This is a genomic window from Ruminococcus sp. AM31-15AC (genome assembly GCF_003462045.1).
Taxonomy (GTDB): Bacteria; Bacillota; Clostridia; order Oscillospirales; family Ruminococcaceae; genus Hominimerdicola; species Hominimerdicola aceti.
On sequence record NZ_QTYG01000016.1, the window covers coordinates 30,792 to 55,877 of the forward strand.

At 44.7% G+C, this 25,086-nt stretch carries 25 protein-coding genes and 1 pseudogene; 14 read left to right on the forward strand and 12 right to left on the reverse strand.

Annotation, left to right across the window (positions count from 1 at the left end; translation table 11 throughout):
• Positions 1–7: 7 nt before the first annotated feature.
• From rsxC to DW793_RS06500, 4 genes are all read right to left on the reverse strand, one after another.
• A complete protein-coding gene (gene rsxC / locus DW793_RS06485) occupies positions 8–1,312 on the reverse strand; it encodes an electron transport complex subunit RsxC (RefSeq protein WP_117859097.1) in 1,305 nt (434 codons plus the stop codon).
• 27 nt (positions 1,313–1,339) lie between these two features.
• A complete protein-coding gene (locus tag DW793_RS06490; protein ID WP_118157404.1) occupies positions 1,340–1,588 on the reverse strand; it encodes an FAD:protein FMN transferase in 249 nt (82 codons plus the stop codon).
• A complete protein-coding gene (locus DW793_RS06495; protein WP_118157405.1) occupies positions 1,576–2,337 on the reverse strand; it encodes an FAD:protein FMN transferase in 762 nt (253 codons plus the stop codon). The genes DW793_RS06490 and DW793_RS06495 overlap by 13 nt, the downstream gene beginning before the upstream one ends.
• Positions 2,338–2,412: 75 nt before the next feature.
• Positions 2,413–3,006 (reverse strand): helix-turn-helix transcriptional regulator, encoded by a 594-nt coding sequence (locus DW793_RS06500; RefSeq protein WP_117927711.1) that lies wholly within the window; start codon positions 3,004–3,006, stop codon positions 2,413–2,415.
• Positions 3,007–3,180: 174 nt separating this feature from the next.
• Between DW793_RS06500 and DW793_RS06505 the strand changes: the two genes are divergently transcribed.
• The 3 genes from DW793_RS06505 to DW793_RS06515 are packed head-to-tail and all read left to right on the forward strand — an operon-like array spanning position 3,181 to position 5,560.
• Positions 3,181–3,852, forward strand: coding sequence for a histidine phosphatase family protein (locus tag DW793_RS06505; RefSeq protein ID WP_117864903.1), 672 nt, complete (start codon positions 3,181–3,183; stop codon positions 3,850–3,852).
• A gap of 32 nt (positions 3,853–3,884) precedes the next feature.
• Complete coding sequence (locus DW793_RS06510) at positions 3,885–4,718, forward strand: hypothetical protein (RefSeq protein WP_117905619.1); 834 nt, start codon at positions 3,885–3,887, stop codon at positions 4,716–4,718.
• Complete coding sequence (locus DW793_RS06515) at positions 4,715–5,560, forward strand: RluA family pseudouridine synthase (RefSeq protein ID WP_252969704.1); 846 nt, start codon at positions 4,715–4,717, stop codon at positions 5,558–5,560. Before DW793_RS06510 ends, DW793_RS06515 begins: the two co-directional genes overlap by 4 nt.
• Here DW793_RS06515 and DW793_RS06520 read toward each other — a convergent pair.
• From DW793_RS06520 to DW793_RS06530, 3 genes are read right to left on the reverse strand one after another with little or no spacing between them, the layout of a single operon-like run.
• Positions 5,541–6,686, reverse strand: a complete 1,146-nt coding sequence (locus DW793_RS06520) for a Ger(x)C family spore germination protein (protein ID WP_118157407.1) — start codon at positions 6,684–6,686, stop codon at positions 5,541–5,543. The genes DW793_RS06515 and DW793_RS06520 overlap by 20 nt on opposite strands.
• Positions 6,673–7,740, reverse strand: a complete 1,068-nt coding sequence (locus DW793_RS06525; RefSeq protein ID WP_118157408.1) for a GerAB/ArcD/ProY family transporter — start codon at positions 7,738–7,740, stop codon at positions 6,673–6,675. The genes DW793_RS06520 and DW793_RS06525 overlap by 14 nt, the downstream gene beginning before the upstream one ends.
• A complete protein-coding gene (locus DW793_RS06530; protein ID WP_118157409.1) occupies positions 7,737–9,236 on the reverse strand; it encodes a spore germination protein in 1,500 nt (499 codons plus the stop codon). Before DW793_RS06530 ends, DW793_RS06525 begins: the two co-directional genes overlap by 4 nt.
• Positions 9,237–9,346: 110 nt before the next feature.
• Here DW793_RS06530 and DW793_RS06535 point away from each other — a divergent pair, with 110 nt between their 5' ends.
• From DW793_RS06535 to DW793_RS06545, 3 genes are all read left to right on the forward strand, one after another.
• Positions 9,347–9,994 (forward strand): DUF421 domain-containing protein, encoded by a 648-nt coding sequence (locus DW793_RS06535; protein ID WP_118157410.1) that lies wholly within the window; start codon positions 9,347–9,349, stop codon positions 9,992–9,994.
• A 51-nt stretch (positions 9,995–10,045) separates the two neighbouring features.
• The gene (locus DW793_RS06540) at positions 10,046–10,459 is read left to right on the forward strand and encodes a DUF4363 family protein (RefSeq protein WP_118157411.1); all 414 of its coding nucleotides are present in this window, start codon (positions 10,046–10,048) and stop codon (positions 10,457–10,459) included.
• 163 nt (positions 10,460–10,622) lie between these two features.
• Positions 10,623–12,662, forward strand: coding sequence for a zinc ribbon domain-containing protein (locus DW793_RS06545; protein ID WP_118157412.1), 2,040 nt, complete (start codon positions 10,623–10,625; stop codon positions 12,660–12,662).
• A gap of 156 nt (positions 12,663–12,818) precedes the next feature.
• Here the strand turns inward: DW793_RS06545 and DW793_RS06550 are convergent, their stop codons facing one another.
• Positions 12,819–13,238, reverse strand: coding sequence for a hypothetical protein (locus DW793_RS06550; protein ID WP_022288517.1), 420 nt, complete (start codon positions 13,236–13,238; stop codon positions 12,819–12,821).
• Between the two features lie 61 nt (positions 13,239–13,299).
• On the opposite strand from DW793_RS06550, the gene DW793_RS06555 reads away from it, so the two are divergent.
• From DW793_RS06555 to DW793_RS06570, 4 genes are all read left to right on the forward strand, one after another.
• Positions 13,300–13,623: a hypothetical protein gene (locus DW793_RS06555; protein WP_118157413.1), complete on the forward strand. Its 324-nt coding sequence runs from the start codon at positions 13,300–13,302 to the stop codon at positions 13,621–13,623.
• Positions 13,624–13,649: 26 nt separating this feature from the next.
• The gene (locus DW793_RS06560) at positions 13,650–14,048 is read left to right on the forward strand and encodes a serine/threonine protein kinase (protein ID WP_252969706.1); all 399 of its coding nucleotides are present in this window, start codon (positions 13,650–13,652) and stop codon (positions 14,046–14,048) included.
• Positions 14,045–15,049: a zinc ribbon domain-containing protein gene (locus DW793_RS06565; protein ID WP_118157415.1), complete on the forward strand. Its 1,005-nt coding sequence runs from the start codon at positions 14,045–14,047 to the stop codon at positions 15,047–15,049. The genes DW793_RS06560 and DW793_RS06565 overlap by 4 nt, the downstream gene beginning before the upstream one ends.
• 90 nt (positions 15,050–15,139) lie before the next feature.
• Entirely contained in the window at positions 15,140–16,120 is a 981-nt protein-coding gene (locus tag DW793_RS06570) for a M15 family metallopeptidase (protein ID WP_252969707.1), read from the forward strand.
• A gap of 101 nt (positions 16,121–16,221) precedes the next feature.
• On the opposite strand, the gene DW793_RS06575 is transcribed toward DW793_RS06570, so the two are convergent.
• On the reverse strand, positions 16,222–17,256 hold the full coding sequence (locus DW793_RS06575) for a hypothetical protein (protein ID WP_022288522.1): 1,035 nt from the start codon (positions 17,254–17,256) through the stop codon (positions 16,222–16,224).
• 197 nt (positions 17,257–17,453) lie between these two features.
• Between DW793_RS06575 and pap the strand changes: the two genes are divergently transcribed.
• On the forward strand, positions 17,454–18,965 hold the full coding sequence (gene pap, locus DW793_RS06580) for a polyphosphate:AMP phosphotransferase (protein WP_118157416.1): 1,512 nt from the start codon (positions 17,454–17,456) through the stop codon (positions 18,963–18,965).
• 49 nt (positions 18,966–19,014) lie between these two features.
• On the opposite strand, the gene DW793_RS14590 is transcribed toward pap, so the two are convergent.
• Entirely contained in the window at positions 19,015–19,170 is a 156-nt protein-coding gene (locus DW793_RS14590) for a hypothetical protein (RefSeq protein ID WP_022288524.1), read from the reverse strand.
• Positions 19,171–19,401: 231 nt separating this feature from the next.
• Between DW793_RS14590 and DW793_RS06585 the strand changes: the two are divergent.
• From DW793_RS06585 to DW793_RS06595, 3 genes and pseudogenes are all read left to right on the forward strand, one after another.
• Positions 19,402–20,585: pseudogene (locus tag DW793_RS06585) on the forward strand (ATP-dependent Clp protease ATP-binding subunit); the annotation flags it as partial.
• 87 nt (positions 20,586–20,672) lie between these two features.
• On the forward strand, positions 20,673–21,755 hold the full coding sequence (locus DW793_RS06590) for an AAA family ATPase (protein WP_118157418.1): 1,083 nt from the start codon (positions 20,673–20,675) through the stop codon (positions 21,753–21,755).
• 100 nt (positions 21,756–21,855) lie between these two features.
• Positions 21,856–22,725 carry a DegV family protein gene (locus DW793_RS06595; RefSeq protein ID WP_038670760.1) on the forward strand — a complete coding sequence of 290 codons (870 nt, stop codon included), beginning with the start codon at positions 21,856–21,858 and terminating at the stop codon, positions 22,723–22,725.
• A 60-nt stretch (positions 22,726–22,785) separates the two neighbouring features.
• Here DW793_RS06595 and DW793_RS06600 read toward each other — a convergent pair whose 3' ends face one another.
• Both DW793_RS06600 and DW793_RS06605 read right to left on the reverse strand, forming a co-directional pair.
• A complete protein-coding gene (locus tag DW793_RS06600; RefSeq protein WP_118157419.1) occupies positions 22,786–24,747 on the reverse strand; it encodes a cellulase family glycosylhydrolase in 1,962 nt (653 codons plus the stop codon).
• 78 nt (positions 24,748–24,825) lie between these two features.
• The coding region (locus DW793_RS06605) for an integrase core domain-containing protein (protein ID WP_252969708.1) at positions 24,826–25,086 on the reverse strand (261 nt) is incomplete at its 5' end.

Genomic DNA, 25,086 nt, shown 5'->3' on the forward strand with positions numbered 1-25,086 from the left:
TACCTCCTTATGTTCTTATGAAAGCTTTTGCAAGCTGATTTTTCTCTGCAAGATCTCTCTTTGCAGGACAGACGTATGAACATGAACCGCAGTTCATGCAAAGACCCACCTTGAGCTTCATAAGAGCCTCTTTGTCACGCCTGTCATAAGCCTTTTCAAGCTCTGTAGGCATAAGATTCAGCGGACAAGCAGAGATACATCTTCCGCACTTTATGCAGTTTGTCTGTGTGCACCTGTCCTCGATGCCCTTTTTCTTATCAGCCTTTTCACCAAATGCAAGAATGGCGTTTGTGGTCTTTGTCACAGGGGTGTCAAGCTCATAAAGGCACATTCCCATCATAGGACCGCCAAAAAGGGCTTTTCTAACCTTTTCTTTATCGCAGTCACCGAATTTCAGTATATCCTCCGCAGAAGTTCCTATAGGTACTCTCACGTTGCAAGGCGTTGAAACCACGTCACCGTCAACAGTTATACGCTTTGATATGAGTGGCATACCTGTTTTGGAATACTCGCCGATAAAGCCTGCTGTGGTAACGTTCATTACGATAACGCCCTGATCTGACGGAAGCTGACCCTCGCCAACTACACGTCCCGTGGCGTTGAATATTATCACCTTTTCTGCGCCCTGAGGATAGCAAGACTTCAGCACTTTTACTTCAATACCCTCATCATCAGCCGACTTTTCACGCATAAGCTTAATAGCCTGCGGCTTGTTGTCCTCGATACCGATAACGACCTTTTTAAGCCCCAGCATATCACGCACGAGCTTTATTCCGCACATAACATCGTCAGCGTTCTCCATCATCTCACGGTAGTCGCTTGTTATGTAAGGCTCACACTCGGCGGCGTTTATAACAAGGGTATCGACCTTGTATTTGTTCTCGTCAAAGTTGAGCTTTATGTGCGTCGGGAAGCCTGCGCCGCCCATTCCGCAGCAGCCTGACTGCCTTACGGCTTCGCAAAGGCTCGCTTTGTCTGTTATAACAGGCGGCTTTACGTCAGGTGATACCTCCTGCTCTCCGTCGGTGTCGATCTCCACCATTTTGCACACCTTTCCGCCTGCTGTGAGCAGTTCGGATATCGCCGCCACTGTGCCTGACACAGACGAGTGAACAGGGCATGACATAAAAGCGTTGCTTTCGCCTATGACCTGTCCCACAAGCACTCTGTCACCCTTGGCAACTGTCGGCTCGCAAGGTGCTCCCATGTGCTGTGACATGGATATCTTCACTCTTGCAGGCAGCGGCATGGCGATAGTTTCGCTGTTTTCCGTCCCCTTTTTGTGGGAAAGAAAAATGCTGTTGAGTTTCATAATTTTCCCCCTTATCATACTTTATGACTATTCAAACCTGAATTTATCATCACTTATACTTATCCTGCTCTTTATACTGTCAGAGCAATAAACTACGCCATTTTCATCAATGGCAATAACTTCTATATCTTCATCACTGAGCCACCTGTCAAGCTCACCGCTTCCGCCAATAAAAATGCAGGTAGACAGAAAATCGGTTTCAATGCCGCTCTGCCCCACAACAGTTACAGAAACAAGGTCTGTTTCACATGGATAACCTGTTGTCAGGTCAAAAATATGGCTCCACTTTTTGCCTGTGCTTCAAAATAACGCTCATATCCCCCGGAAGTGGAAACAGAACCGCCGCCGCTTGTGAAGCTAAGGCAGGTGTTATCGTTATCAAAAGGGTCTGTGACTGCGACCTTGAAATCTGTTTTATCAGGCTTCTGCCCGTAAAGAAGCGTTGACGAGCCAAAGCTCACCACCGCACAATCGGCTTTTTCGCTATCCAAAAGCTTTTTCACTTCGTCAAGGGCAAAGCCCTTTCCGTCACAGCCCACGTCTATCTGTGTGCCGTTTTCAAGGACACATTCGCTCCCTGAAAGCTTTATATTCTCATATCCCACAGCGGAAAGAGCAGTCTGTATCTCACTTTGCTCAGGCACTCTCGGTTCTTCACCGGTGACGTTCCAAAGTGCTGTCAACGCCCCTGCGGAAATATCCGCTCCGCCGTATTTTTTTGTAAGCTCTATGCTCTTTTCTATAAGCTGTGCAGTTTCCTCAGAAAGCTCAAGCCTGCCGCTCTCATTGAGCCGTGATAACTCCGAGCCTTCCTCATAAGGCGAATAAAGCTTTTCCAAAGCCTTTATCCTGTCCTTCACCGCCTCAGCGTCGCCGCCGTATACAGCCGCCGTGCATGGGCAATCCATGGCGAAAAATGTCGCCTCGTCAGGCTTTTTATCTAAGTGCATCATAACCGCTCCGCACACCATAAGAGCCGCCGCACACGCTGCCGATACAAACAGCCGCCTTTCAGGCTTTTTCATTTTTATACCTCACTTGAAATTAGTTGAAAAGTGTGTTATAATATCCGAAGTATGATAGCATCGGTATCAAAATTCTTATGTGCAAGCGAGCAAAATGTGTTCGCACTCTTTGATAAACGCCCTCAGTTCAGGATTTTTCCCCACTGAAACCTCAAGCCTGTTCACCTTTTTTCCTGCCATGCCAAGGATCCTGTCAAGGTCTTCAGGCTGAGCGGAAAGATATTTTACACAGCGTTCCATGGTTTCCTCAGTGTCAAGCTCAAAAAGCTTGTGGGAGTTGTGAGGATTTTCAGAGTAAAGCTTTCTCAAAAGCATATAGGTGCATATTTTCACCGCCATGTCCGTCTGAGTTTCAAGACCCTTTATGCCGCTGTCTTTTATAAGCTCCCTCAGCAGCTCGCTTCCCTCGTCCGGACAGCCTAACGCAGAGTTTTTTTCTCTGACCTTGACTAAACCGAACACATCTTCATAGGAAGCACCGTAAAGCTTTATAAGAGCAATGATGATATTGACGTTCTGCTTTTTGCCGTGTTCAACGGCTGATATGCAAGACTGGCTGGTGCCGACTGCTCTGGCCGCACGGCTTTGTGTATAGCCGCTTTCTATCCTCGCGGCAGTAAGCTTCTCACCTATCCTGAGAGTCAGCTCATCTTTGCTGTCATTGCTCATGTAATATCTCCCATATATAAAATCATATTGGTTTTTCAACCATTATTCTATTATACTATAAATTTATGTATTTGTAAATATAAAATCTATAAAATGACGTATTTAAGTGAAAAAAATTTGTGCAGGTTTTAAAGCACTTATCATAAAAGAAAAAAGAAAGCAGGTATTTTAAATATGAAAGGCTACAGAATAGCATTTATCCGTCACGGAATGACGCAGGCAAATCTTGACGGACGTTATATCGGTACTACCGACTTGCCCCTGTGCAGAGAGGGTGCTGACCAGCTTTATGAAAAGATAGAAAAGTATGATTACCCTTCGGTGCAGAAGGTCTACACCTCGCCTTTAAAAAGGTGCAAACAGACTATATCTATACTCCAGCCTAACAGGCTTGTGGCTGAGATGCCTGAGCTTCGTGAAATGGACTTCGGCAAGTTTGAGAACAAGACCGCTGATGAGCTTATGAACGACCCTGATTATGAGCAGTTCATAAAAGGAGGACTTGACAATCCTCCGCCGAACGGCGAATCAACAAGAGATGTCATAAACCGCTGTTATGAAGCTCTGAACATCATCATTTCCGATATGATGTACGAGGGCCTTACAAATGTTGCGGTATGCACCCACGGAGGTCTTATAATGAATATGCTGGCAGGCTTCGGCGTGCCGAAAAGGAAGCCTATGGACTACGCCTGCGATTTCGGTGAGGGCTTTGAAGTCATGGTGACAGCTTCCATGTGGCAGCGTTCAAACGCTTTCGAGGTAATAGGAACATATCCGCCAAAATATGAGGAAATGCCTGATTACACTGTTGAGGATTATTATACTGACGAAGAGGATAAGTAAGCAGTAAAAAACAGAAACGAGGGGGAAAAGGCTTGACAAACAAAGAGATAAAACTGTCAGCAAGAAAAAATATAAGCCAGAACATGGGAAACTGCGTATCGCTTACGGCATTTTTGTTTGCGGTGTTTGTATTTCTTGGTCTGTGCGAGCTTGCCCTTTTTATGCTTTTCAAACGCATCGGCTGGGAGTACTTTTTCTCGTGGCAGGGAATAAAAGATCATGTTTCCGTAAGGCTGTTCTGGTTTCTTGACCTCATTGTCATTATACCTTTTGCAGCTTTTGAAATGTGGACTGTCCGCAGATTTTTTGTTGATATTGCAAGAGCAGACAGCTATGTGGGATCGAGGCAGTATATAAACTCACATTCTTATGTATATTATTCCCACACCATGTTTTCTTCCATTATAATTAATTCACTGAAATTATTTTCCGCAGTACCTTTCGCTATCTCAACCTACAGCGTGTATTATTGGGGCTGGGTATGCAAGCTCAGCGAGCTTACCTCCGCAGGTCTTCTTTGTTTCATGTTCTCACTCGGTCTGTCTGTTGTGTTTTTCGGACTTATGGTGCATTACTGGATATCCCTTGCCCTTGCGCCATATATAATGACTCTAAACCCACGCACCAACATTTTTGACGCCTGCGATCTTTCTGTAAGGCTCATGGACGGTCAGCATGGCAGATATATCTCGTTCCTGCTGAGCTTTGTTATGTATATCCCCGCACTTCTGTTAGTATATCCTGTTTTTATCATCTATCCATATTTCAGACTAAGCTATATAGTGTTTTTGCAGGATATAATGGGAAGCTACTGGCAGGACAAAATGCCGTCAATGATAAAGCGCTGGAGGAAATACAGCAAATGACTGTGACAATAACAAAAGAAGAAAATGAAAAAGCCCTTGAATGTGTACTGCGTTCAAGGGGCTTTTCAAAAAGGCTCATAACAAGGCTCAAACGCACTGAAAACGGCATGACAAGAAAGGGCGTCCTTATCCGCACTGTTGACCTTGTGTATGAAAATGACATCATCATGATAAACGAGGGTGACGGTGAAGCTCTTGACCCTAATCCTGACCTGAAAGCTGATATCCTCTATGAAGACAGCGAGGTGGTGGTGTTCTCAAAGCCGCCTTTTATGCCCTGCCACCCATCAATAAAGCATCGTGACGATACGCTGGGAAATCTTTTTGCCGCACTTTATCCAAGCCTCGCTTTTAGACCTGTCAACCGCCTTGACCGCAACACGAGCGGCTGTGTGCTTGTGGCAAAAAGTCAGCGAAGCGCCGCAATGCTCCAAAAAAGCTTTGAAAAGACCTATGTTGGAATAATAAAAGACCTGCCCCACTGCGGCGGGCGTATCTGTGCGCCTATCGCAAGGGAGCAGGAAACTATAATAAAACGCTGTGTGAGGGCTGACGGACAATATTCCGCAACGGATTATCTTGTACGCAAAAGGCTGGGAGATCTTTCTCTTGTGGACTTCTTTCTTGAAACCGGCAGAACGCACCAAATAAGAGTACACTCGGCTTTTATGGGCTGTCCTCTCCTGGGTGATGACCTTTATGGTGAGGCAAGCCCTCTTATAAGCCGTCAGGCTCTCCACTGCGAGAAAATGACTTTTCAAAGCCCCGAAAACGGCAGGATAGTGACTGTTACCGCACCGCTTCCCGAGGATATGCTCTGTCTTATGACACCCGACAGGTGATATCCGTTTCAAGCTCCACCGAGCCTAGCACTTCATCAAGGCGGTCGGCATACTTCAGATAGCTTTGCGGATATTTGTGACGGAAAAGCCGCCACACATCAAAAATATCCGTCCTGTTCTCATACAGGGCTTTGTTCCACACCCCTGTGATGTTTTCTTCAAGACGCTGTTTCACAAGTGCTGCAACCTCGTCTGAACTTTTCTCGTCACGGATATCAAGAGAAGTGTGTGCAAGAACAGTGAGCTTCAATCTGCATACGAGCCTGCCGTTCTCGTTATCAAGCTTCAGGCTGTGGCTGTCAGAGGTTATCCTAACGTCCATGGGGCTTCCATTATATTCGATAATATCAGAATACTGCTCTGCCTTTCCCGTGAGCCACAGACAGCCTGATGCGTCAGCGTGGGAAAGATAGCTCTCAAGCACCGTACCTTTTCGTATAAGGGCGGTCTTTTTTATTTCCAAAAGCGGCTCCTGCTGTTCCGCTGACTTTTCCTCATGGCTCTCCGCAAAATCTCCCAGCGGTTGTTTGATAGAGATAACCGGCATTGCGATATACTGCGGTGATCTTATGCAGGAAAGCAGATCGATAAGGCGGCACTCCACCGTTATGCCGTTTCTCACACCCATTTTTATGACCTGTGTGAAGTTTTCTGAGGACATCGTTCCCCTTGTTAGCTGAACGTTCATAAGCTCCTCTGCGGTATTTTCCGCCAAGCAAAGCTCTACTCCAAGAAAAACATTTTTGTCCTTTATAGCAAAAGAGAACAGCTCCTCCGGAGAGGAAAGATCTATATTTTTATTAAAGCATATTATTTGAAGATGGCCAAAAAATATCTCCCTGCCTATCTGATACTGACAGCCCTCAATGGCGTCTCGGATACTCCTGCCTTTGCAATTGACAGTCTGTATATTGGACTGGCTCACATCGAGAGGAGTATCAGAACCCATACTCTGGGTCTTAAAGACCTGCAGTGACACATTGTATTCCCCGTTCTCATAGTCAACGCCCATGGCGTGGCAAAGAACACGCTCCTCGATATCCACCTGCCTGCCGAAAGAGGAAGACAACAGCGTCACTGCTGCGATAAAAAGCACAACAGCCACCTGTATCTTACGCTTTTTCATCAGATCTCGCCCCCTTTTTCACAAATATCAGGCATAGAAGCGGTATTACGCCTCCGAGAAATATGAGTGGGATAGGGCTGAGCCCTGCGTATGCGATGCTCTCCCACTTGTGAGGCAAGAGCCAGAAAAGCGTTGCCGCCGCAGGAATCGCCGCTGTTATTATCACGCCCGAGCCAGAACCGAGCTTAGGAAAAACATATCTCAGGCATCTGCCTGAACAATGGAAATATACTCCCAGCTTATATACCGAGAGCATTACCCACACGCCCATAACAGCGGCGTCATAGCGTTCTATTATGGCAGTGCGTGAAAATGCCGCAAGTGCGAAGAATGGCAGTTTTGCAAGAAGAGTGTAATCTCCAAGTATCATTGTGATAAAGCCTAAGACTATTTCAACAAGGGCAAGCCTTGTGAACAGAAAATACATAGACGTTTTTGCGGCGTTGCCCTTTATTGAGGGTAAAAGAAAAGCTATCACTGCAAGATAAGAGCTTCTTGCAAGCTCGCTGACAGCAGAATGAAAAATGCCTTTTCCAACGTTTCTTTCCGCAAGGTGAAAATCAACGAATGTGAAATCTTCAAGAGAGCTTATAACAAGGATGGATGTCACAAAGAGAAAAAGTACAAAAAGCACTGTCCCCGTTTTTCCTATGACCCCAAGGCCTGACATTGCAACATATATCCCGCAGGCGGCAACGCTGAGAACTATCATGAGCCGTGGTATATAATCAGAAAAATAATAATCCATAAAATAGGTGAAGGTGCCGATAACATAAAATGACACTGTAAGAAAATATGCAAGATACATTGTACAAACTCCCCTGCCTGCCCACTTTGAACGGCTCACCACAAGGGTGCATGGGTCATCATTAGGAAAGCGCTTGTGGAAAGCCGCCATACCGCATATCATAGCTATCTGAAAAACTGTAGACAGCATTGTTCCAAGCATAAGCTCCAAAGCGTTTGCGGTGCTTTCAGGGAGAAATGTCATCATTGAAAAGGCTCTTGTACAGATAAGCATTGCAAAAAACTGCGATGGCGTAAGCTTTTTCATTGGCTTCCCCCCTTTTCGTCAAGCTTGTATTCTTTAATGGTGCTGTGAGTTTTCTCATATGACCGAAAGCTCCGCCTTGAAATAACGTCCTTTATACCCTTTGAGAAAAATGGCGTAACAGGAGCGGTGTAAGATACTGCAAGGTCGTCCATGGAGTTTATATTTATCATCAAAAGCACAGTGCAAAGTGCAATGCCATAAAGCCCCGAGCCGCCGCCCACCAGGATATACACTAGCCTTAATATAGCCGTCTGCTGATAAAGGCTCGGTATAACGAACGATGATGTTGTGGTTATCCCCACCACTATAAGCAGAGGGGCGGACACAAGTCCGCTTTTTACGGCAGCATCGCCTATGATAAGACCGCCCACTATAGAAACAGTGCTTCCCACAGCCTTTGGAAGCCGCAAGCCTGCTTCTTTCATTATCTCAAATAGAAGCATTAGCACAAGCACCTCCACTGTCAACGGATAAGGCGTTGACTCCTCTGAGACTGCAAGATTCAGAAGAAGCTTCAATGTGAAGACCTCAGGGTGAAAGCTCGCCAGTGCAACATACAGTCCCGGAAAAGCCACCGCTAGAAAGAACGCAATATATTTCAGCCACCGCATAAAGGTGACGTAAAAAGGCTTTTCCGCAAAATCGTCCATGGTCTGAAAATTTTCCGCAAAAAGCGATGGGCAGATAAGCACAAATGGCGTGCCGTCCACAAAAACACATATCCTGCCCTGATTTAACCTTGTGCATATCATATCAGGTCTTTCGGAATAAGCCATTTGTGAAAACACTGACGAACCGAAGCCTTCGTCGATAAAAGGTTCGATATATCCGCTTGTGAGAACAGTATCGAGCTTTATGCCTTTGAGCTGTTTTCTCAGCCTGTCCACAGCGTCTGAGCTTGCCCGGTCGCTCATGTAGACCATGCACACGTCGGTGGAAGAACGCTTTCCTATCTGCATCATCTCAAACCGTAGCGATGGTGTTTTCATTCGTCGGCGCACAAGAGAAATATTAGTTCTTATTGTTTCCGTAAAAGAATCCTGTGCGCACATTATAGTCTGCTCGCTTGCAGGCTCAGAAACCGACCGCTTGTCGTAACCTTGGATACCGTAAACAACAGCCTTTGAAAGCCCCTCCACAAATATGACCGCAAAGCCCGAAAACAAAAACTGTATGATGTCACCATAATTAAAGACCGTTTTTCTCTCGGCGGCAAGCAGGCTTTCTTTTGTTAGGAAGTCGAATACCTGCTCTGCATTGCCCTTTGACTTTTGTGCAGAAAGCTCCATTATAGGTCTGAAAATAAGCTCTGACATTGCGCTCGTTGAGATCATTCCCTCTATGGATACCACCGCACAGCTTACGGAGCATATCTTCACATTCATTATGTTAAGATCCATTGAATTGCCTGTTATGGTGCGAAGTGAAGTCATGGCAGCGTCAATGGTCTTATCTATCTCAGCGTTTTTGTAGTTTCTGAAATCGGGTGTATTCATTTTGTTTCTCCTACATGAAATTTTGTTGTATTTATTATCTGCGTCTGTTATCAGAATATTCTGCGTTAAAGCTGCAAAAAATAGCTTTGACCATATTGGAGGAAAACAAAATGCTGATAGTTTTTTTCAGAGCCGTTATACTTTATATACTAATTGTCATAAGCATACGCCTTATGGGCAAAAGGCAGATAGGCGAATTACAGCCCTCGGAGCTTGTTATAACGCTTCTGCTTTCAAACATCGCCACCCTGCCTATCGAGGATATGACTATACCGATGTCAATGGGCATAGTGCCTATATTCACGCTGGTGTGCCTTGACGTTATACTCTCTCACTGCTCGCTTAAATTCAGAGGGCTTAGAAAGCTCATATGCGGCTCTCCGAAAATAGTCGTGTCCCGTGGGATCATAGATCAAAAACAGCTCAAAGACCTGCGTTTTTCTGCAGACGATCTTTTGGAGTCCCTAAGAAGCATGGGTATATTCGATATAAACGAGGTACAGCTTGCGGTGGTGGAAACAACAGGCAAGATATCGGTCTATCAGAAAGCACAGTTTCGACCTGTGAACAATGGCGGAATTGGCATAAAAGACTCTCAGACCGACCCTCCACAGCTCGTTGTCGACAACGGAAGGATAATATACTCCGCCCTTGGTCTTATCGGCAAAGACGAAAAGTGGCTCATGAAAAAGCTAGGAGAAAAGGGTATGCCCCTGAAAGATGTTTACATCTGCACCGCTGACCCCTCAGGCAGATAGTTGCCATAAGAAAAGACAAGAGCAAGAAAAAAGTATAAAGGAGCAATCACAATGAAAAGATTGACCGCCTGCATTATTATCCTCACTGTCATAGCCGCCATGTCAGTGTTCTCCGTATTTGCGGTAAAAAAAGAAAACGATAAGTTCATAAGCCTTGTGAACGCCGCTGAAAACAGCTACAGAAATGATGACAGCGACACAGCCCAAAGGCTCGAAGAACTCGAAAATGCCTGGAATAAATATTATGTAAGAATATCATATATAGCACAATCCTGCACACTTGATGATATCTCCTATGCAGTGGCAAAGCTCCCCGCCCTATTGGAAAAGGCTCTGAGGAATTCTTGTCAGAGTGCGAGAGCATACGCTCATGGACAGAGAAGATATACCACACTCAGTATCCCCATTTATATTCAGTTTTTTAATGCAGAAAAATTGTGTCTAAAACGTTATCAAAGTGTATGATTTTTTCTTGCGTTATTGTACAAATCTACAAAAATCATACAGAACAAGGCGGTTTCAACGAGTTTTTCTTGACATTTCTTTCTGCTAATATTATACTTAGAATGTATGAATAGGATAAAAAATTTTATCCTGTTTAGAAAAGAAGTATCAATGGAGGTATGAAATGAACACTATCAAGTTTTGTGCTAAGTGCGGAGCGCCAATAGGTCCAGAAGAAAAATTCTGTGGCGGCTGCGGTGCGTCTATCGCCGAAATGGAAGCCGAGGCAGGCATTTCCACACAGCAGGCAGCACCTGCTCAGGCACCCGTTCAGCAGGCTCAGCCTGTACAGCAGCAGGCTCCTCAGTATGACCAGCAGTATGCACAACCAGCAAACAACTACACTCAGGCAGCAGCTCCTGCGGCTGCAAAGCCAAATCCTTTTGCTAAGCTTGGCGAATGGGTAAAGGGTCACAAGAAGATAACGCTTATCGCTGCTGCGGCTCTTATCGTTGTTATCGTTGCGATCATCATTCTGTGCAACATTCTTAAATATCAGGTGATCGACGCAAAGGATCTTTTCAAGTTTGAATTTAAGGGCATTGACGGCTGTGGCTATGTTGAGGCAGAGCTTAACTGCTATGACAAGAGCTACTATTCAATGGCAGACGCTACAAGCGCTCTCGGCGACCTTGCTGACGAGGCAGATCTTGACCTTGGCGACCTTGATGATCTTTCCGACTTTGCAAGCTCATCTGACAAGTCATCAAAGGTAAGCAAGTATTTTGCAATTGACAAGAAAACTCTTACAGAAGCATTTAACAAAGCTGACGATTTTGCAGAAGCTAAGCAGATGAGAAATGCCCTTCTCAAAACAAACAGCGACGGCGAGTATAAACTGAAGATAAGCTTTGATAAGAAAGCAAACAAGAATCTTAAAAACGGTGACAAGGTAAAATGCACCGTAAAGTACAACGAAGATTCTCTCAAGGACAAGAACATAAAGCTAAAGAACACTGAGTTTGAGGTAACTGTAAAGGATCTTAAAAACGGTGAGGAGATCGACTTCTTCAAGGGCGTTGAGGTCAAGTTCTCAGGCTTTGACGGCAACGGCTCTGCTGACGTTTCATATGACTCAGCATATCCATTTATCTACTATGATTATGACTACAAGTCAGATCTGAAAAACGGCGACAAGTACACTGTTACAGCTAACATAGACGTTTATGGTGCAGAAGAAAGCGGTGACATGACTTGGTTTGAATATGACGACAAGTATTATACATACAAGACAGCCGACGTTAAGGACGGCAAGGTAACAAAGGATTTCACTGTTGAGGGTCTTGAAAAGACTCAGGAGGTCGACCCATTCGAGGGACTTGAATTTGAATGCTCAGGCGGTGTTCCATTTGTTAAGCCTTACTCAGTAAAGAGCGAGTCTATCCCTGCTGCTCTCAAGGACAATGTTTCTTACTCAGTATCATGCGACGATTATATCGGTATCGGCGGCACATTCAAGGTAACTTGCAGCCCTTATTCCTCACTTGCAAGAAATGGTATCACACTTTCCGGCAAAACTGAAACAAACGACTGGGGCGACACTGTTTATGTTAAGGAAATAACAGTTGACGAAACATTCCCTGCATATGTAACAGCTGACAACGGTAAGGCTGCTATGGACAGCTATCAGTCATATCTCGACGACAAGATCGAAGACATGAGAAAGGATATAAAGGGTCATTACGCTCCATATCCTGCTGACTTTGACGGCAAGGTAACATCTATCGAGTCTTTTGATTACGTTGACACTTATGTTGCGTTCACAAACAAGAAGAATTATGATTCTTGGGAGAACACAAATGCACTCTACAATCTTTACAAGATAACTGTAAAGACAGACAAGGAGAAAAAAGCAGTTTCATTCTATGCTTCGATCTACTGCTCAAATATCGTTGCAACAGGTGAAACATTTACTGAAGAGCCTTACTTCTCAACATCTTACTACAACAAAGAAGCAGATTTCAAGAAGAAGGTAATTGAAGCCGAGGGTTACACAACAACTAAGGCTGGTGCGGCTTCAAAGCCTGCAACTGACGATTCTTCATCGGCTGCAGCAAGCGAAGCAACAACTACGACCACAACAACAGCAAAGACCGATTCTTCTGTAGCAGAAACAACTACATCTGCAAAGGATAAAGCAACAACTACAACTCTCGTTCCATAAGAGTTAAATAGAGAGAAACACGCCGCGGAAATTTTCTGCGGCGTGTGTTTTTATTTCCTGACAACTCTTGAAAACCTTGTCAAAATGTGATATAATATTTGTTACGATAATAAAAAAGCAGCTCCGAAGAGCCGGAGCTGCTTTATGAAACGATCGTTATTTAAGGCACTGTGAACCATTTTCAAAAAGCACTTTGTTGAGCTTTGCCACATCATAGCCTTTGTTTATTGCATCAATGAGTATGCAATCACGGGTGTTTTTAGGATAAAGCTGAGCTTCACCCGCAAGGGTCAGAAGTCGCTGAACGGTATCAACATCAAGCTTCATAGCAAGTGCGATAGCGATTATCTTATCCTTGCTTGGAAGTCTTGCTCCTGCAAATATCTGATATCCATATATTTGATTTAGCTGGGATATTCTTATGACCTCTATCTTTGTCATCTTTTTCTTTTTCACAAGCTCACAAAGATAACGTGCAAAATCCTGTCTGTCAAGAGAATCCTTATTGTTGCTTAGAAAACTGTTGATATCATCGCTTCCATTTAGCTCCTCCATAAGCTGTGTTGTTTTTTTCATGTCACCAGTTCCTTCCTATAATAATTTATTTTTTTACATTTTTACATTGGAGATGAGAAATATGTCACAAAAAAGCTTATATGATTTTGAAACAGAACAGATCGACAAAATGTTCGACTGCAAAAACTATCTATTTAAAAACAGCAAGCACGAAAAAGTCATTTTAGAGAGTGACACAGGTGTAAAAATGGTGCGGCACATTATCTATAAGCCTGCTGACGTTTCTGTATATCAAAGGCTCGCATTGATAAATAATCCATATCTTTGCCGTATCTACGAGATCTCCGAAAGCACTGAAGCGTATACTATCTATGAAGAATTCTGCGACGGCATGACTCTTACGGATTATGCAAACGGCGAAACACTAGCAGAACACGACGCCTGAACATTACCTGCTCCATATGCCAGGGATTGTATGCTCTTCACAACAGCGGCATCGTTCACCGTGATATAAAGCCTGATAATATTATAATATGTGACGACAATAATGTCAAGATTATAGATTTTGATATTTCTAAAATTTACAAATCTAATCAACGCTCTGACACCCAAACTTTGGGAACTGTAGGCTTTGCCGCACCTGAACAATTCGGTATGCAGCAATCTGACGCAAGAACTGACCTTTATTCACTTGCCGTGCTGCTGAACGTTCTGTTAACAGGCGAGCACCCGTCAGTCAAAATGTGCGAAAACAAAAAGCTGTTGAAGATCATCAAAAAGTCACTTTCCATAAATCCGTCTGACAGATACAGCTCGGCTGAGGAAATGTTCAAAGCACTTGACAAAGTCAGGAGGCATTTGAAAAAATGAAAAAATGTCCTAATTGCGGAAGAATTCTTCATGACGATTCCATTTTCTGCTTTGGCTGCATGAGCGAAATAAACAAGAGGCAAGAAATAGTTCTCGCTACCCCAAAAAAAGTGTTTTTAAAAGCAAAAATAACCACACCAATAATCGCTGTGGCATTAATATCCGCAACTGTTTTCGGGGTGTATACTTATAATAACAATAGTGATAAGACCACGGCTGTGAAAAAAAGCACACCTCAATCTACTGCCACTGTCACCACAAATACACCTGTGACAACTACTCTGCCTCCCGTCACCACTGTCATGACTACTACCACAAAAAAGCGTGAGCCTGACAAGTCCGCCCTTGCGTCAGATATTGCAGAAGGGGCGGCATTAGCAGAGTCAAAAGCCGCCGCAGTCACAACCACTACCACTACAGAAAAAGTGACTGAGCCTGAGACAGAGCCTGAGATACAGCAGGATATACCGCAGGAAAACAAAGAAGATACTCAGCAGGACGAGACTGTCGAGCCTGAATATTACTCCCCTGATGGTGCAAGTCAGATGACCCTTGACCTGCTCGATTATGTAAATCCTCTCCGTGAGAAATATGGTCTGAAACCACTCCGTGCAAGCGGACAGTTTGACCAACTGCTGGAAAAGAGCATTTATCCTATGGACGACTACTGCCAAGGCATTGGCGACGTATACGAACATCTCTCTGAGGTCGGTCTGCCTAACAACAGCAAAATACGACAATTCACAGCAAACAACAGCTGTGTTTCAGACTATGACGAGGCATACACAGAGCTTTTTACTTGGTTAAAAAATAATGCAAGCTTCGGTTTCTCTTACGGTGACAATCTGATCAACGGCTTGGAAGATTACACATATCTTGGTGTTTGCTTTTTCCATGATGATATAGTTCAGGAAAGAAAAGACCATATGTGGAATGACCCGGATAATGATGAATACGAATCTATGCCGCTATATCAATGCTATGTTTATGTTATGAAATAAGACGACATTATCCGACTTGAAAACTGCGTCAAAGTATGGTATAATACTTACACAAAAGTGTGAAATAATCTGCAAAAAAAGAGGATAGCTATGGACGAACATATAAATAACGGCAACACGACTGAAAACACAGACAAACAGCCATATAACAACTATGACTACTCTGACGAAGAATACGAAAGAATGCGCATTGAAATGGAAAAACGCCGTGCCGAAAGGCGTGCAAGAGAACACAGGCGTGTTATGAAAAACCGTATCATTGCCATAGCAATTCTTTTGGTGATAATTTTTGTGATAGTGAAAGCCTGCGGTGGAAAGTCAGACAACAAGCCTGCTACTGATTCATCATCACAGACCGAAAGCACAAAGCAGGCGGAAGCAAAGACCACCACCAAAAAGAAAACCTCCGACAACAGCAAAGCAGAGGAAACAAAGCATAAGATAGAGCAGTCAAACGGCATGACCTTTGTTGACGGCATTCTTATCGTAAACAAGACCTACTCCCTGCCATCAGATTACGCTCCGGGCGTAAGCACAATTGCACAGAACGCCTTTGACGAAATGGCAGCTGCAGCGGCTCAGGACGGCATAACGCTGTTTGTGAACTCAAGCTATCGTTCATATCAGGATCAGGAGTATCTTTACAACTCCTATGCCGCAGAGCGTGGCACAGAAGCTGCAGACGAGGTATCTTCCCGTCCGGGACATTCGGAACATCAGACAGGTCTGACCTTTGATGTAAACACCACCGAGAACAGCTTTGCAGGCACTCCCGAAGCCAACTGGCTGGCTGAGCATTGTGCAGAGTACGGCTTTATTATCCGCTACCCTGAGGGAAAAGAGGACAAAACAGGATATGTGTACGAGCCGTGGCATATCCGCTATCTCGGCAAGGAAAAAGCCGAAGCTGTCACAAAGAGCGGACTTTGCCTTGAAGAATATCTTGGTGTCACCTCTGATTACAAATATGCCGAAGATCAAAACTGTTCAAGCCTGAACACTTCCGACACCCAGTCAAATCAGCCTGACGGCTATTATCAGGACAACACAAATTATGATTATCAATACTGATACAAATACAAAGCGGACAGCCACAGGAAAGTGGTTGTCCGCTATTCTTTACCTTGTCATACGGGACGTCGAGAACGCCGTCCCCTACAGCCAAATATCCGTTACTTGTTTTCTGAGCTTTCTGTGCTATCAGAGCTTTCCAAACTGCTGTCATCATAGTGGACAGGCTCAGTTGTAAGACCCTTATCTCCTGCCTCTACGGCTTTCTCAGTCATATCATCAACTATGCGTTTGAAAACTTTGAACGCCTTATCATAATTCTCCTGCATAGTTTCCTTAGAGTCGCCCAAAGTCTTAACTGGCGTTCTCATTGAAAGGTGGATATCATTCGGCATATTCTCGAAGTTAAGCTCCTTTGCCATGACCTCCATGTTCCAGCTCATGCCCATATCATCAACATACTTGTTGTTCGGAAATTCCTTTGGCAACTCAGGAGTCATTATTGACTTGAACTCCTCGTCAGTGTTTGAGTCTGTTATAACAAGTATAGACTCGCCCCCCTGAAGCTGTGCCAAGAACTTAGTGCTGTTCACGTTCTGTTGCTGATAATCGTCGCTGTGAGAATTTAGCGGAATCATAATGACCTCAACATGGACATAACCATTGCCGTCAAGATCATCCGTGTATTTTTCAAAGAACTCCTCCAGTTCCTCCTGACGTGTTTCCAAGCCGTTGTTTGCGATCATAAGCACTGTCAGGTCAGCCTTTTCACGCCTTGCAGCGTCAATAAAAATAAATGCCGCCACCGCTATGATAAATATTGTAAAGATTATCCACACCTTGTTGTGATAAAAGAAATTCTGCACCTTTTCAAAGCCGTGAAGCTCTCTTATCTGGTCATGCTCTTCCTTTATGGAAGACTCGCTTTCGTCGATAACTCCGCTTTTGAGCTTCATAAGCTCGATACGCTCCTGAGCAAGCCTGCGTTCACGTTCCTTTTCTTCCTGACGTTCACGCTCACGTCTTTCAGCTTCCGCCTGCTCTAAAACCTGCCTTTCACGCTCCTCAGCCTCACGCCTTTGCTGAGCCAGCGTGCGCTCATACTCTGCGTCATCAGCGTCCTCCAACAGACCCTGACCCTCCAGACTTTTGTCGAGCTTTGATATATTAATGTCCTTTTCGTCTTTTTTTGACATATCACTGCCGTCCTTTGCGAGATATTTTATATCATATTAGTATAAACCAATAATATTAACTCCGTATTAACAAAAAAGAGATAGCATTTTCATGAAAAATGTCTATATACAATTAAAGATAAAATGTGTATAATATACATAAATCAAATAAATTAAGTTGTGATAATAACAATTTAGTGAAAAGAGGAGAGATAGCAATGCTTGAAAAGATCATACAGAAAAACACAGAAAAATCAGAGATATCCGAACAGCTAAAAGGGCTGAGAGAACAGCTCACCCTGCTTGAAAACAAAATAAAGACCGCAGGAGTGCCTGTTATAATCACATTTGACGGCTGGTCTGCCGCAGGAAAAGGCTCGATGATAGCAAAGCTCATACGCTCTCTTGACCCACGTTTTTACAAGGTGGTGTCATTTCGTGCGCCAAACGAGCAGGAAAAGCGTATGCCATGGCTGTGGCGTTACTGGCAGACGCTGCCGAAAAAGGGCGAGTTTCTTATCCTTGACCGAAGCTGGTATCGTGACACTGTGAACGCCTGTATGTACGGCGAGATAGACAAGGACACAAGGGACACACGTCTTGAAGATATCTGCACCTTTGAAAGACAACTTACTGACGACGGATATGTTATCGTGAAAATTTTCCTGCACATTACCGAAGACGAGCAGAAAAAGCGTATCGAAAAGCTGGCGAACTCCTCTGTTACAAGCTGGCGTGTGGAAAGCCACGATATAAAGAACATGGAAAAATACGATAAGTTTTTCCGCAGATATGACAAAATGCTTGAATGCACAAACACGGCATTTGCTCCGTGGACTTGCATTGGGGCAAATGAACGTGCCTCTGCTGAGCTTGAAGTGCTGACAGCGGTCACAAAGGCAGTAAGCACTGCAGTTTCCGCCAAGGAGAAGGGCGAACATTATATTCCCGAACCACAGTTCGACACCTGCGGATACAATTATCCTGAATATAAAACTATTGAAATGCCTGCTCTTGCAGAAGTGGATATGAACAAATCCCTTGACGAAGCGGAATATGAGAAAAAGCTGAAAAAATATCAGGACAAGCTTTTCAAACTGCAAAATCTCTGCTATCAGAAGAAGATACCTGTTATAATATGCTATGAAGGCTGGGACGCAGCAGGAAAAGGCGGAAATATCAAGCGTATTGCGGCAGCCCTTGATCCAAGGGGCTATGAAGTTCACCCTATCGCTGCACCCGAACCGTCAGAGCTTGCAAGGCACTATCTATGGCGTTTCTGGACACGTCTTGAAAAGAATGGTCACTTTACTATCTTTGACCGCACATGGTATGGCAGAGTAATGGTCGAGCCTATCGAAAAGCTCACCCCCGAAGAACGTGTGAACATGGCTTATCGTGAGATAAACGAGTTTGAAAGCCAGCTTCATGATTGGGGCGCAGAGATAATAAAATTCTGGGTGAATGTTGATAAAGACGAACAGCTCCGCCGTTTTAACGAGCGTGAGAACACGCCTGAAAAGCGTTGGAAGATAACCGACGAGGATTGGCGCAACCGTGAAAAGTGGGACACCTATGAGAAATATGTTGACCGCATGATAACACTTACCTCCACAGATATAGCACCATGGACGATACTTGAGGGCAACGATAAAAAATACGCCCGCATAAAAGCACTGAAAACTATTGTGAAACGCCTTGAAAAGCGTTTGGAAAAAGAAGATAAATAAAAAAAAGCGGCGAAGCGTAATGCTCCGCCGTCTTTTATTTGCCGTCAGATCAGCATCCGCAGCCGCCGCAACCATTGTCGCAGCCACAACCACCGCAGCCGTTTCCGCAACCGCCACAGCCATTTCCGCAACCGCCGCAGCCACAGCAGAATATGAGAATAAGGATAATGATCCACCAACAACCGCCAAATCCACAACCGTTCATAAATGAAATCTCCTTTTTTGTTAAGATTTATAAAGCTGAAGCTTTGCTCCGTTGCTTTATATTACAGTTTATGACGCAGAGAAAAATGTGTTACAAAAAAATCTGCAAGGAGAATTTGTCCTGTGCATAAGAATATAAAAGCGATAAAAATGCGAGAATAACAAGACGCAAAACTGTCAAGAATGTAGCTAAGACAAAGCTTTGTCTTAAACATTTTAAGGGGTGAATTTTATGAACGAACAGTTTTTTGATAGCGACAGCTTTACACCAAGGGCAAGAGAGCTTGTGAAAAATGCCGTCACTCTGGCAGGAAGCTGGGGGCATACTTATATCGGCACTGAGCATATCCTGCTCTCTGCCGCCTATGAGGAGGACTCCACAGCCTGTGCAGTGCTTCTGCGCCACGAGGTCACGGCTCAAAGGATAGAGGAGCAGATAGAATACATCATAGGCAGAGGCACGCCATGCCGTCTTACGAAAAATGACATCACTCCTAACGCTGCCGCTGTTTTAAAAGGCGCAAAAAGGCTGTGCGAGAGCATGGGTGGCGGTATCGCAGGAACGGAATACATTCTTGCTATGATACTCCGCCGCAGTGATTGCTGTGCCTTTGAGATATTGCAGCAGTTAGGGGTGAACTGCAACAAGATGTACAACGATTGCTCATTGTCAGGCAACGAGCCTAATATTTTTTCAGACAGAAATTATCCCAAGCTAAAGACCATTGAACGCTACGGCAGAGAGCTTACACGCAAAAGCGAGTGCGAAAAATTTGACCCCTGCATAGGCAGAGAAACTGAAACAGAACGTATCATGGAGATACTCTGCCGCCGAACAAAGAACAATCCCTGCCTTGTAGGTGAGGCAGGTGTGGGAAAGACCGCTGTAGTGGAGGGGCTTGCGAGAAAGATCATGCTTGGAGAAGTGCCGTCTGCGTTGTCCTCAAAACGGATCTTCTCCCTTGATATAACTGCTCTTCTTGCGGGGGCAAAATATCGTGGGGACTTTGAGGAGCGATTGAAAAGCTGTATGGACGAAGCCGCAAAGGCTGGAAATGTGATACTTTTCATTGATGAGCTTCACAACATAATGGGTGCAGGAGCGGCAGAAGGTGCAATAGACGCTGCAAATATCCTGAAGCCACAGCTTGCAAGGGGCGGTCTACAGCTCATAGGCGCAACGACTTTTGAGGAATACCGCAAAAATATTGAAAAAGACTCAGCTATGGAGCGACGCTTTCAGAAAGTGAAGATAGATGAGCCTGATCAAAGCCAGACCTGCCGTATCCTCAGCGGTCTTATAGACAAATATGAACAGCACCACAGCGTTAACATCTCCCCTGACCTTATCCCATATGCAGTTAAGCTTGCCGCAAGGTATGTCACCGACAGATTTTTCCTGACAAAGCAATTGATATCCTTGACGAAGCCTGTGCCTGTGCGGTCATAGAGCAAAGTGAAAATAATTCTGGTGAGAAAATATCAGACGCTTTCAACGATTATGTGAAAGGCAAGCTCACCCGTGACGAATATCTCACCGCCATAACAGAGTGTCGCCCAAAGCGCATACCACTTGAAAAAAGGCACATTGACAGCGTTATTTCATCGCTCACAGGCATAAACTGCGCTGATATCGGACAGGACGAAGCCGCAAGGCTCACAGGGCTTGAAGATAAGCTAAGCGAAAACATTGTGGGACAGCAGGAAGCTATAAAGTTACTCTGCTCTGCCGTCCGCCGCTGTCGTGCAGGACTAAAGGGCAGCGACCGCCCCATGGGAAGTTTTATTTTCTTAGGGTCAACGGGAGTGGGCAAGAGCCAGCTTGCAAAAGATCTTGCCAAAACGCTTTTTGGCAGAGATAACGCCATTGTAAAGCTTGATATGTCAGAATACATGGAACGCCACAGCGTTTCAAAGCTCATAGGCTCGCCCCCTGGATATGTAGGCTTTGACGAGGGTGGCAGGCTCACCGAACAAATTCGCCGCAAGCCCTACTGTGTGCTTCTTCTTGACGAAATAGAAAAGGCTCACCCTGACATCTACAATCTGCTTTTGCAGATACTAGAGGACGGCTGTCTTACCGACTCTGCTGGCAGGACAGTTTCTTTCTCCAATGTCCTTATAATAATGACCTCGAATATCGGCGTGAAAAAGCTTGCCGAAACCAAGACCGTGGGCTTTTCAAACAGCAAGTCAAATGGCGAAGCCAAGAAAAAAGCCATGCTCTCAGAGCTTAAAAGCTTTATGTCTCCCGAGCTTTTAGGCAGGATAGATGAGGTGATTGTTTTTAACGACCTTACCCTTTCCGATATGGAAAACATTACACGCCTTGAAATATCCGCTCTTGAAAAAAGGCTCTCCGAACTTGGCTGTACACTCGCCTGTCATCCAGAGGTCTGCCCTTTTATCGCAAAGCAGGCACTTTCAAAAAGCGGCTCTGCACGAGAGATACGCCACATAATTACCGCCCTCATAGAAAATCGCATAAGCGATATGCTTATCTCCTCCGCCTGCCGTGACTTTTCTGTTTGCGTATCTGAAAACACCTTAACTGTCGCACAGCACCGCAGGCAACTGTGTTCATAGAAATTTTACAAAGTATAGTTGAGGGATATTTTACAAAAGCCCGCCCATATGTTATAATATTTTTATATATTGTTGTCCAAACGGCAAAAGGAGGATAAAAATGTCTGACAGAAAATACAAGCTATATTCCGACTCCACCTGCGATCTGTCGGAGGATATATTAAAAAATATGGACGTGACGCTTCTGGAATTATCTTTTGAAGTAAACGGTGTTGTAAAGAGCAAGAATGACATGACGCTGCCTGAATTTTATTCCCAAATGCGAAACGGAGCAGTAACGAAAACATCGCAAATAGGGATCTCCGACTATGAACAGGCTTTTGAAAAGGAACTTGCCGCAGGCTATGACGTGCTTTATCTTGGATTTTCGTCAGGTCTTAGCGGAAGCTTCAACACTTCCTGCATTGCAAGAGATAGCGTAATGGAAAAATACCCAGAAGGCAAGATAATCTGCATAGACTCCCTCTGTGCTTCAACAGGCGAAGGTCTTTTGCTCATAAAGGCTGACGAGAAGAAAAAGCAGGGTCTTTCCATTGACGAGCTTGCCCAGTGGATCACTGACAACAGGCTTCACCTATGCCATGTTTTCACAGTTGATGACCTGAAATATCTCCACCGAGGTGGCAGGGTATCAAAGACTGCCGCCATAGCAGGCTCTATTCTTGGCATTAAACCGCTTCTCCACGTTGACAACGAGGGACATCTTATCCCAGTTGGAAAGATACGAGGCAGAAAGCAATCCATTGAAAAGCTTGTGGATATGATGTGCGAACGCATGGGAAATTGGGATAATTCCACAGTAGCCGTCTGCCATGGCGACTGCCTTTCAGACGCAGAATATGCAGCTGACCTTATGCGAAAAAAGCTTGGCAAAAAGACCACTGTGCATATCTGCTACACAGGTGCTGTTATAGGCTCACACTCAGGACCTGGAACTCTCGCTCTGTTCTTTATGGGCGACCAGCGATAAAAATACAATACAAAAGCGGACGAAGCCCGAAAACTTCGTCCGCTATTTTTATATGTGATATCAAAGACCCTTTGCCTTTTTCAAAGTTATACCATTATCTCCAAGCGGGATAGCGTGGTCAAGTCCAACGAACTTGCCTCCCTCCTGCCAAAGAACTTCCTTGACAAAATCATACTTTTCCTCGTCCCATGTAACAAAATCGTCCTTTACAAGTCCGCCCGTGTCACCTGAGTTTGCATTGAAGCACCAGAAAGTGTGATTTACATGATTGTCCTTTATGAGCTTTCTCATGTAGGTCATCCAAGTTAGGTTAGGCTCTGTCATAAAGCCGCCCCACTCGCCTATAAGAAGCGGTGCGATATCCTGCTCCTGAATGTAGAACCAGTTGTCTTTCCAGCAATCTTTCATAAGGCTCTTGTATGTGTAATCCCCCTCGAACCAAGGCTGCTGATAAACTGTCGGACCATAGTCGTGCGGCGAGTAAACAAGCTTATCCTGATATTTGCCAAGGTCGATAGGATAGTCCTTTACGCCCCTGAGATTTCCGCCCCACCAGTTGAAATAGTAATCATCACTGTTGGTGGAGGAATAATCCCCGTTTTTCTTGATGTTCTTAGGGTATATTTCGATACCCTCGACCATTATAAGCACATTAGGATTTTTCGCAAGCACCTTGCTCGCTGCCGTTTCAGCCACATACTTCCAGTTGTTTGTGTCCTTTGAATCATTCCATATTGCCGCAGCGTCACCCTCGTTAGGCTTGCCGTGAGGCTCGTTTTTCAGGTCAAATGCAATGATAGTGTCATTGTCCTTATATCTGTCAGCAAGCCACTCCAAAGCATGGTAATAGTCCTTTACAGTGACCTTGTCAGTATACCACAGATTTACAGTATGACCGCTGGCATTGGTTTCCGCTGAATGGATATCAGGCATTACTTTAAGACCGTTTTCCTCTGCAAGCTTAAGAAAATAATCAAATATCTCAAGGCTGTTCATAGAGTTCAGCTCTTCATTGTATGCGTTATTGTAGTTCGCCTTTGGATATTCGCCCTCCGACCACTGGTTGATAAGCTCCGCCGACATAGGCACTCTTATAAGATTGAAGCCATGGTCTGCAATAGCCTCCACCGATGACACAAGCTCGCTGTTCCAAAGTCCGTCAAAGGTGTTAGTGCCTGTGTTGTAGCCAAACCAGTTCACGCCCGTGAGCCAAACCTCTTTGCCGTCCTTATCAAGTATCTTGCTTCCGTCTGTGTGGAGCCAATCATCACCCTGTTTAGCCTTTGAGGTACGCTTTAGAAGCTTTTTAACGTCCTTTTCCGTGACCTTTTTGTCATTATTCTGATTATTGTTATTATTGTTATTATTCTGTGATACCTTGCCCTTTTTAACAGTACACTCCACACCGTTTAGCTTTGCAGACTTAACATTGAGCTTTGTTCCAGTTCCGATATTACAGCCGATAGAGGTCGAACCGCCCTTTGCGATCTCGCCATTGTAATCAACATTTGTGACCGTGAGTTTGTTGCCCTTGACCTTAAAGTTGCCGTTCCAGCCGTCACAGCTTTTGAGCTGGTCTATTTCAAGCTCCAGAGTCCACTCCTTGAGGGCTTCGTCGGAGTTGTTCTCAATGCCTATCTCCATGCCCGTCATGACCTTGTCGCCGTCCTGCCAACTGTTGTCCCCTGAATAGGAGATGATAAAGCCCTTTTCCTTTTTATCGTCCTTGCTTTCCTGAGAGCTTTCCTCCTCATCAGCATCAGGCTCGTCCTCGCTTTCATCAGCCGCAGAGTCCTCCTCACTGGTGTCATCGGTTTCCGAAGCCACCGCAGAACTGCTCTCCGCCTTTGAAGCCGAGCTGTCAACGTCTTTTTTACCTGACGTTGCCACCAGTATCAGTGCAATAACAAGCCCCACTATAACAGCGCCCATGCCTGCAAAAGCGATAATAAGCTTTTTGTTTATGCCCTTTTTGCCCACATTCTCCTGCTGGCTGTTTACGTCTTTTTTCTCATCACTCATAAGCTTTCCCCTTTATTTTTGATTTTTACATATTTGGGTTTTGTCAATATCACTTGACACATTTTATTCGAACAAGAATTATGCAACGAGAAAGATATGATCATAGTAGAGCTTTCTTCGGGCTGCCGGAGGCAGTCCGCCGTTGGCGGTGCAGATTCTTCTGTTGACCCAGTAACTCATATAATATCTCCAGATCATAGTCTTCAACTCTCTCATAGTGTATTTCTCCGATTTGTCCCCACGGCTGTAGAATAGCTCTTCTTTCATTCTTGCCCACATACTTTCACAGCGTGCATTATCATGACATCTTCCGCCGGCACTGTTCATGCTTTGAATGAT

What these genes read in the sequence shown, in the direction of transcription:
- DW793_RS06555 (WP_118157413.1), top strand. Translation starts at nt 13,300, where the DNA reads ATGTCACAAAAAAGCTTATATGATTTTGAAACAGAACAGATCGACAAA.
- DW793_RS06535 (WP_118157410.1), top strand. Translation starts at nt 9,347, where the DNA reads ATGCTGATAGTTTTTTTCAGAGCCGTTATACTTTATATACTAATTGTC.
- DW793_RS06565 (WP_118157415.1), top strand. Translation starts at nt 14,045, where the DNA reads ATGAAAAAATGTCCTAATTGCGGAAGAATTCTTCATGACGATTCCATT.
- DW793_RS06600 (WP_118157419.1), bottom strand. Translation starts at nt 24,747, where the DNA reads ATGAGTGATGAGAAAAAAGACGTAAACAGCCAGCAGGAGAATGTGGGC.
- DW793_RS06500 (WP_117927711.1), bottom strand. Translation starts at nt 3,006, where the DNA reads ATGAGCAATGACAGCAAAGATGAGCTGACTCTCAGGATAGGTGAGAAG.
- rsxC (WP_117859097.1), bottom strand. Translation starts at nt 1,312, where the DNA reads ATGAAACTCAACAGCATTTTTCTTTCCCACAAAAAGGGGACGGAAAAC.
- DW793_RS06570 (WP_252969707.1), top strand. Translation starts at nt 15,140, where the DNA reads ATGGACGAACATATAAATAACGGCAACACGACTGAAAACACAGACAAA.
- DW793_RS14590 (WP_022288524.1), bottom strand. Translation starts at nt 19,170, where the DNA reads ATGAACGGTTGTGGATTTGGCGGTTGTTGGTGGATCATTATCCTTATT.
- DW793_RS06550 (WP_022288517.1), bottom strand. Translation starts at nt 13,238, where the DNA reads ATGAAAAAAACAACACAGCTTATGGAGGAGCTAAATGGAAGCGATGAT.
- DW793_RS06525 (WP_118157408.1), bottom strand. Translation starts at nt 7,740, where the DNA reads ATGAAAAAGCTTACGCCATCGCAGTTTTTTGCAATGCTTATCTGTACA.
- DW793_RS06530 (WP_118157409.1), bottom strand. Translation starts at nt 9,236, where the DNA reads ATGAATACACCCGATTTCAGAAACTACAAAAACGCTGAGATAGATAAG.
- DW793_RS06595 (WP_038670760.1), top strand. Translation starts at nt 21,856, where the DNA reads ATGTCTGACAGAAAATACAAGCTATATTCCGACTCCACCTGCGATCTG.
- pap (WP_118157416.1), top strand. Translation starts at nt 17,454, where the DNA reads ATGCTTGAAAAGATCATACAGAAAAACACAGAAAAATCAGAGATATCC.
- DW793_RS06540 (WP_118157411.1), top strand. Translation starts at nt 10,046, where the DNA reads ATGAAAAGATTGACCGCCTGCATTATTATCCTCACTGTCATAGCCGCC.
- DW793_RS06515 (WP_252969704.1), top strand. Translation starts at nt 4,715, where the DNA reads ATGACTGTGACAATAACAAAAGAAGAAAATGAAAAAGCCCTTGAATGT.
- DW793_RS06495 (WP_118157405.1), bottom strand. Translation starts at nt 2,337, where the DNA reads ATGAAAAAGCCTGAAAGGCGGCTGTTTGTATCGGCAGCGTGTGCGGCG.
- DW793_RS06505 (WP_117864903.1), top strand. Translation starts at nt 3,181, where the DNA reads ATGAAAGGCTACAGAATAGCATTTATCCGTCACGGAATGACGCAGGCA.
- DW793_RS06520 (WP_118157407.1), bottom strand. Translation starts at nt 6,686, where the DNA reads ATGAAAAAGCGTAAGATACAGGTGGCTGTTGTGCTTTTTATCGCAGCA.
- DW793_RS06575 (WP_022288522.1), bottom strand. Translation starts at nt 17,256, where the DNA reads ATGTCAAAAAAAGACGAAAAGGACATTAATATATCAAAGCTCGACAAA.
- DW793_RS06545 (WP_118157412.1), top strand. Translation starts at nt 10,623, where the DNA reads ATGAACACTATCAAGTTTTGTGCTAAGTGCGGAGCGCCAATAGGTCCA.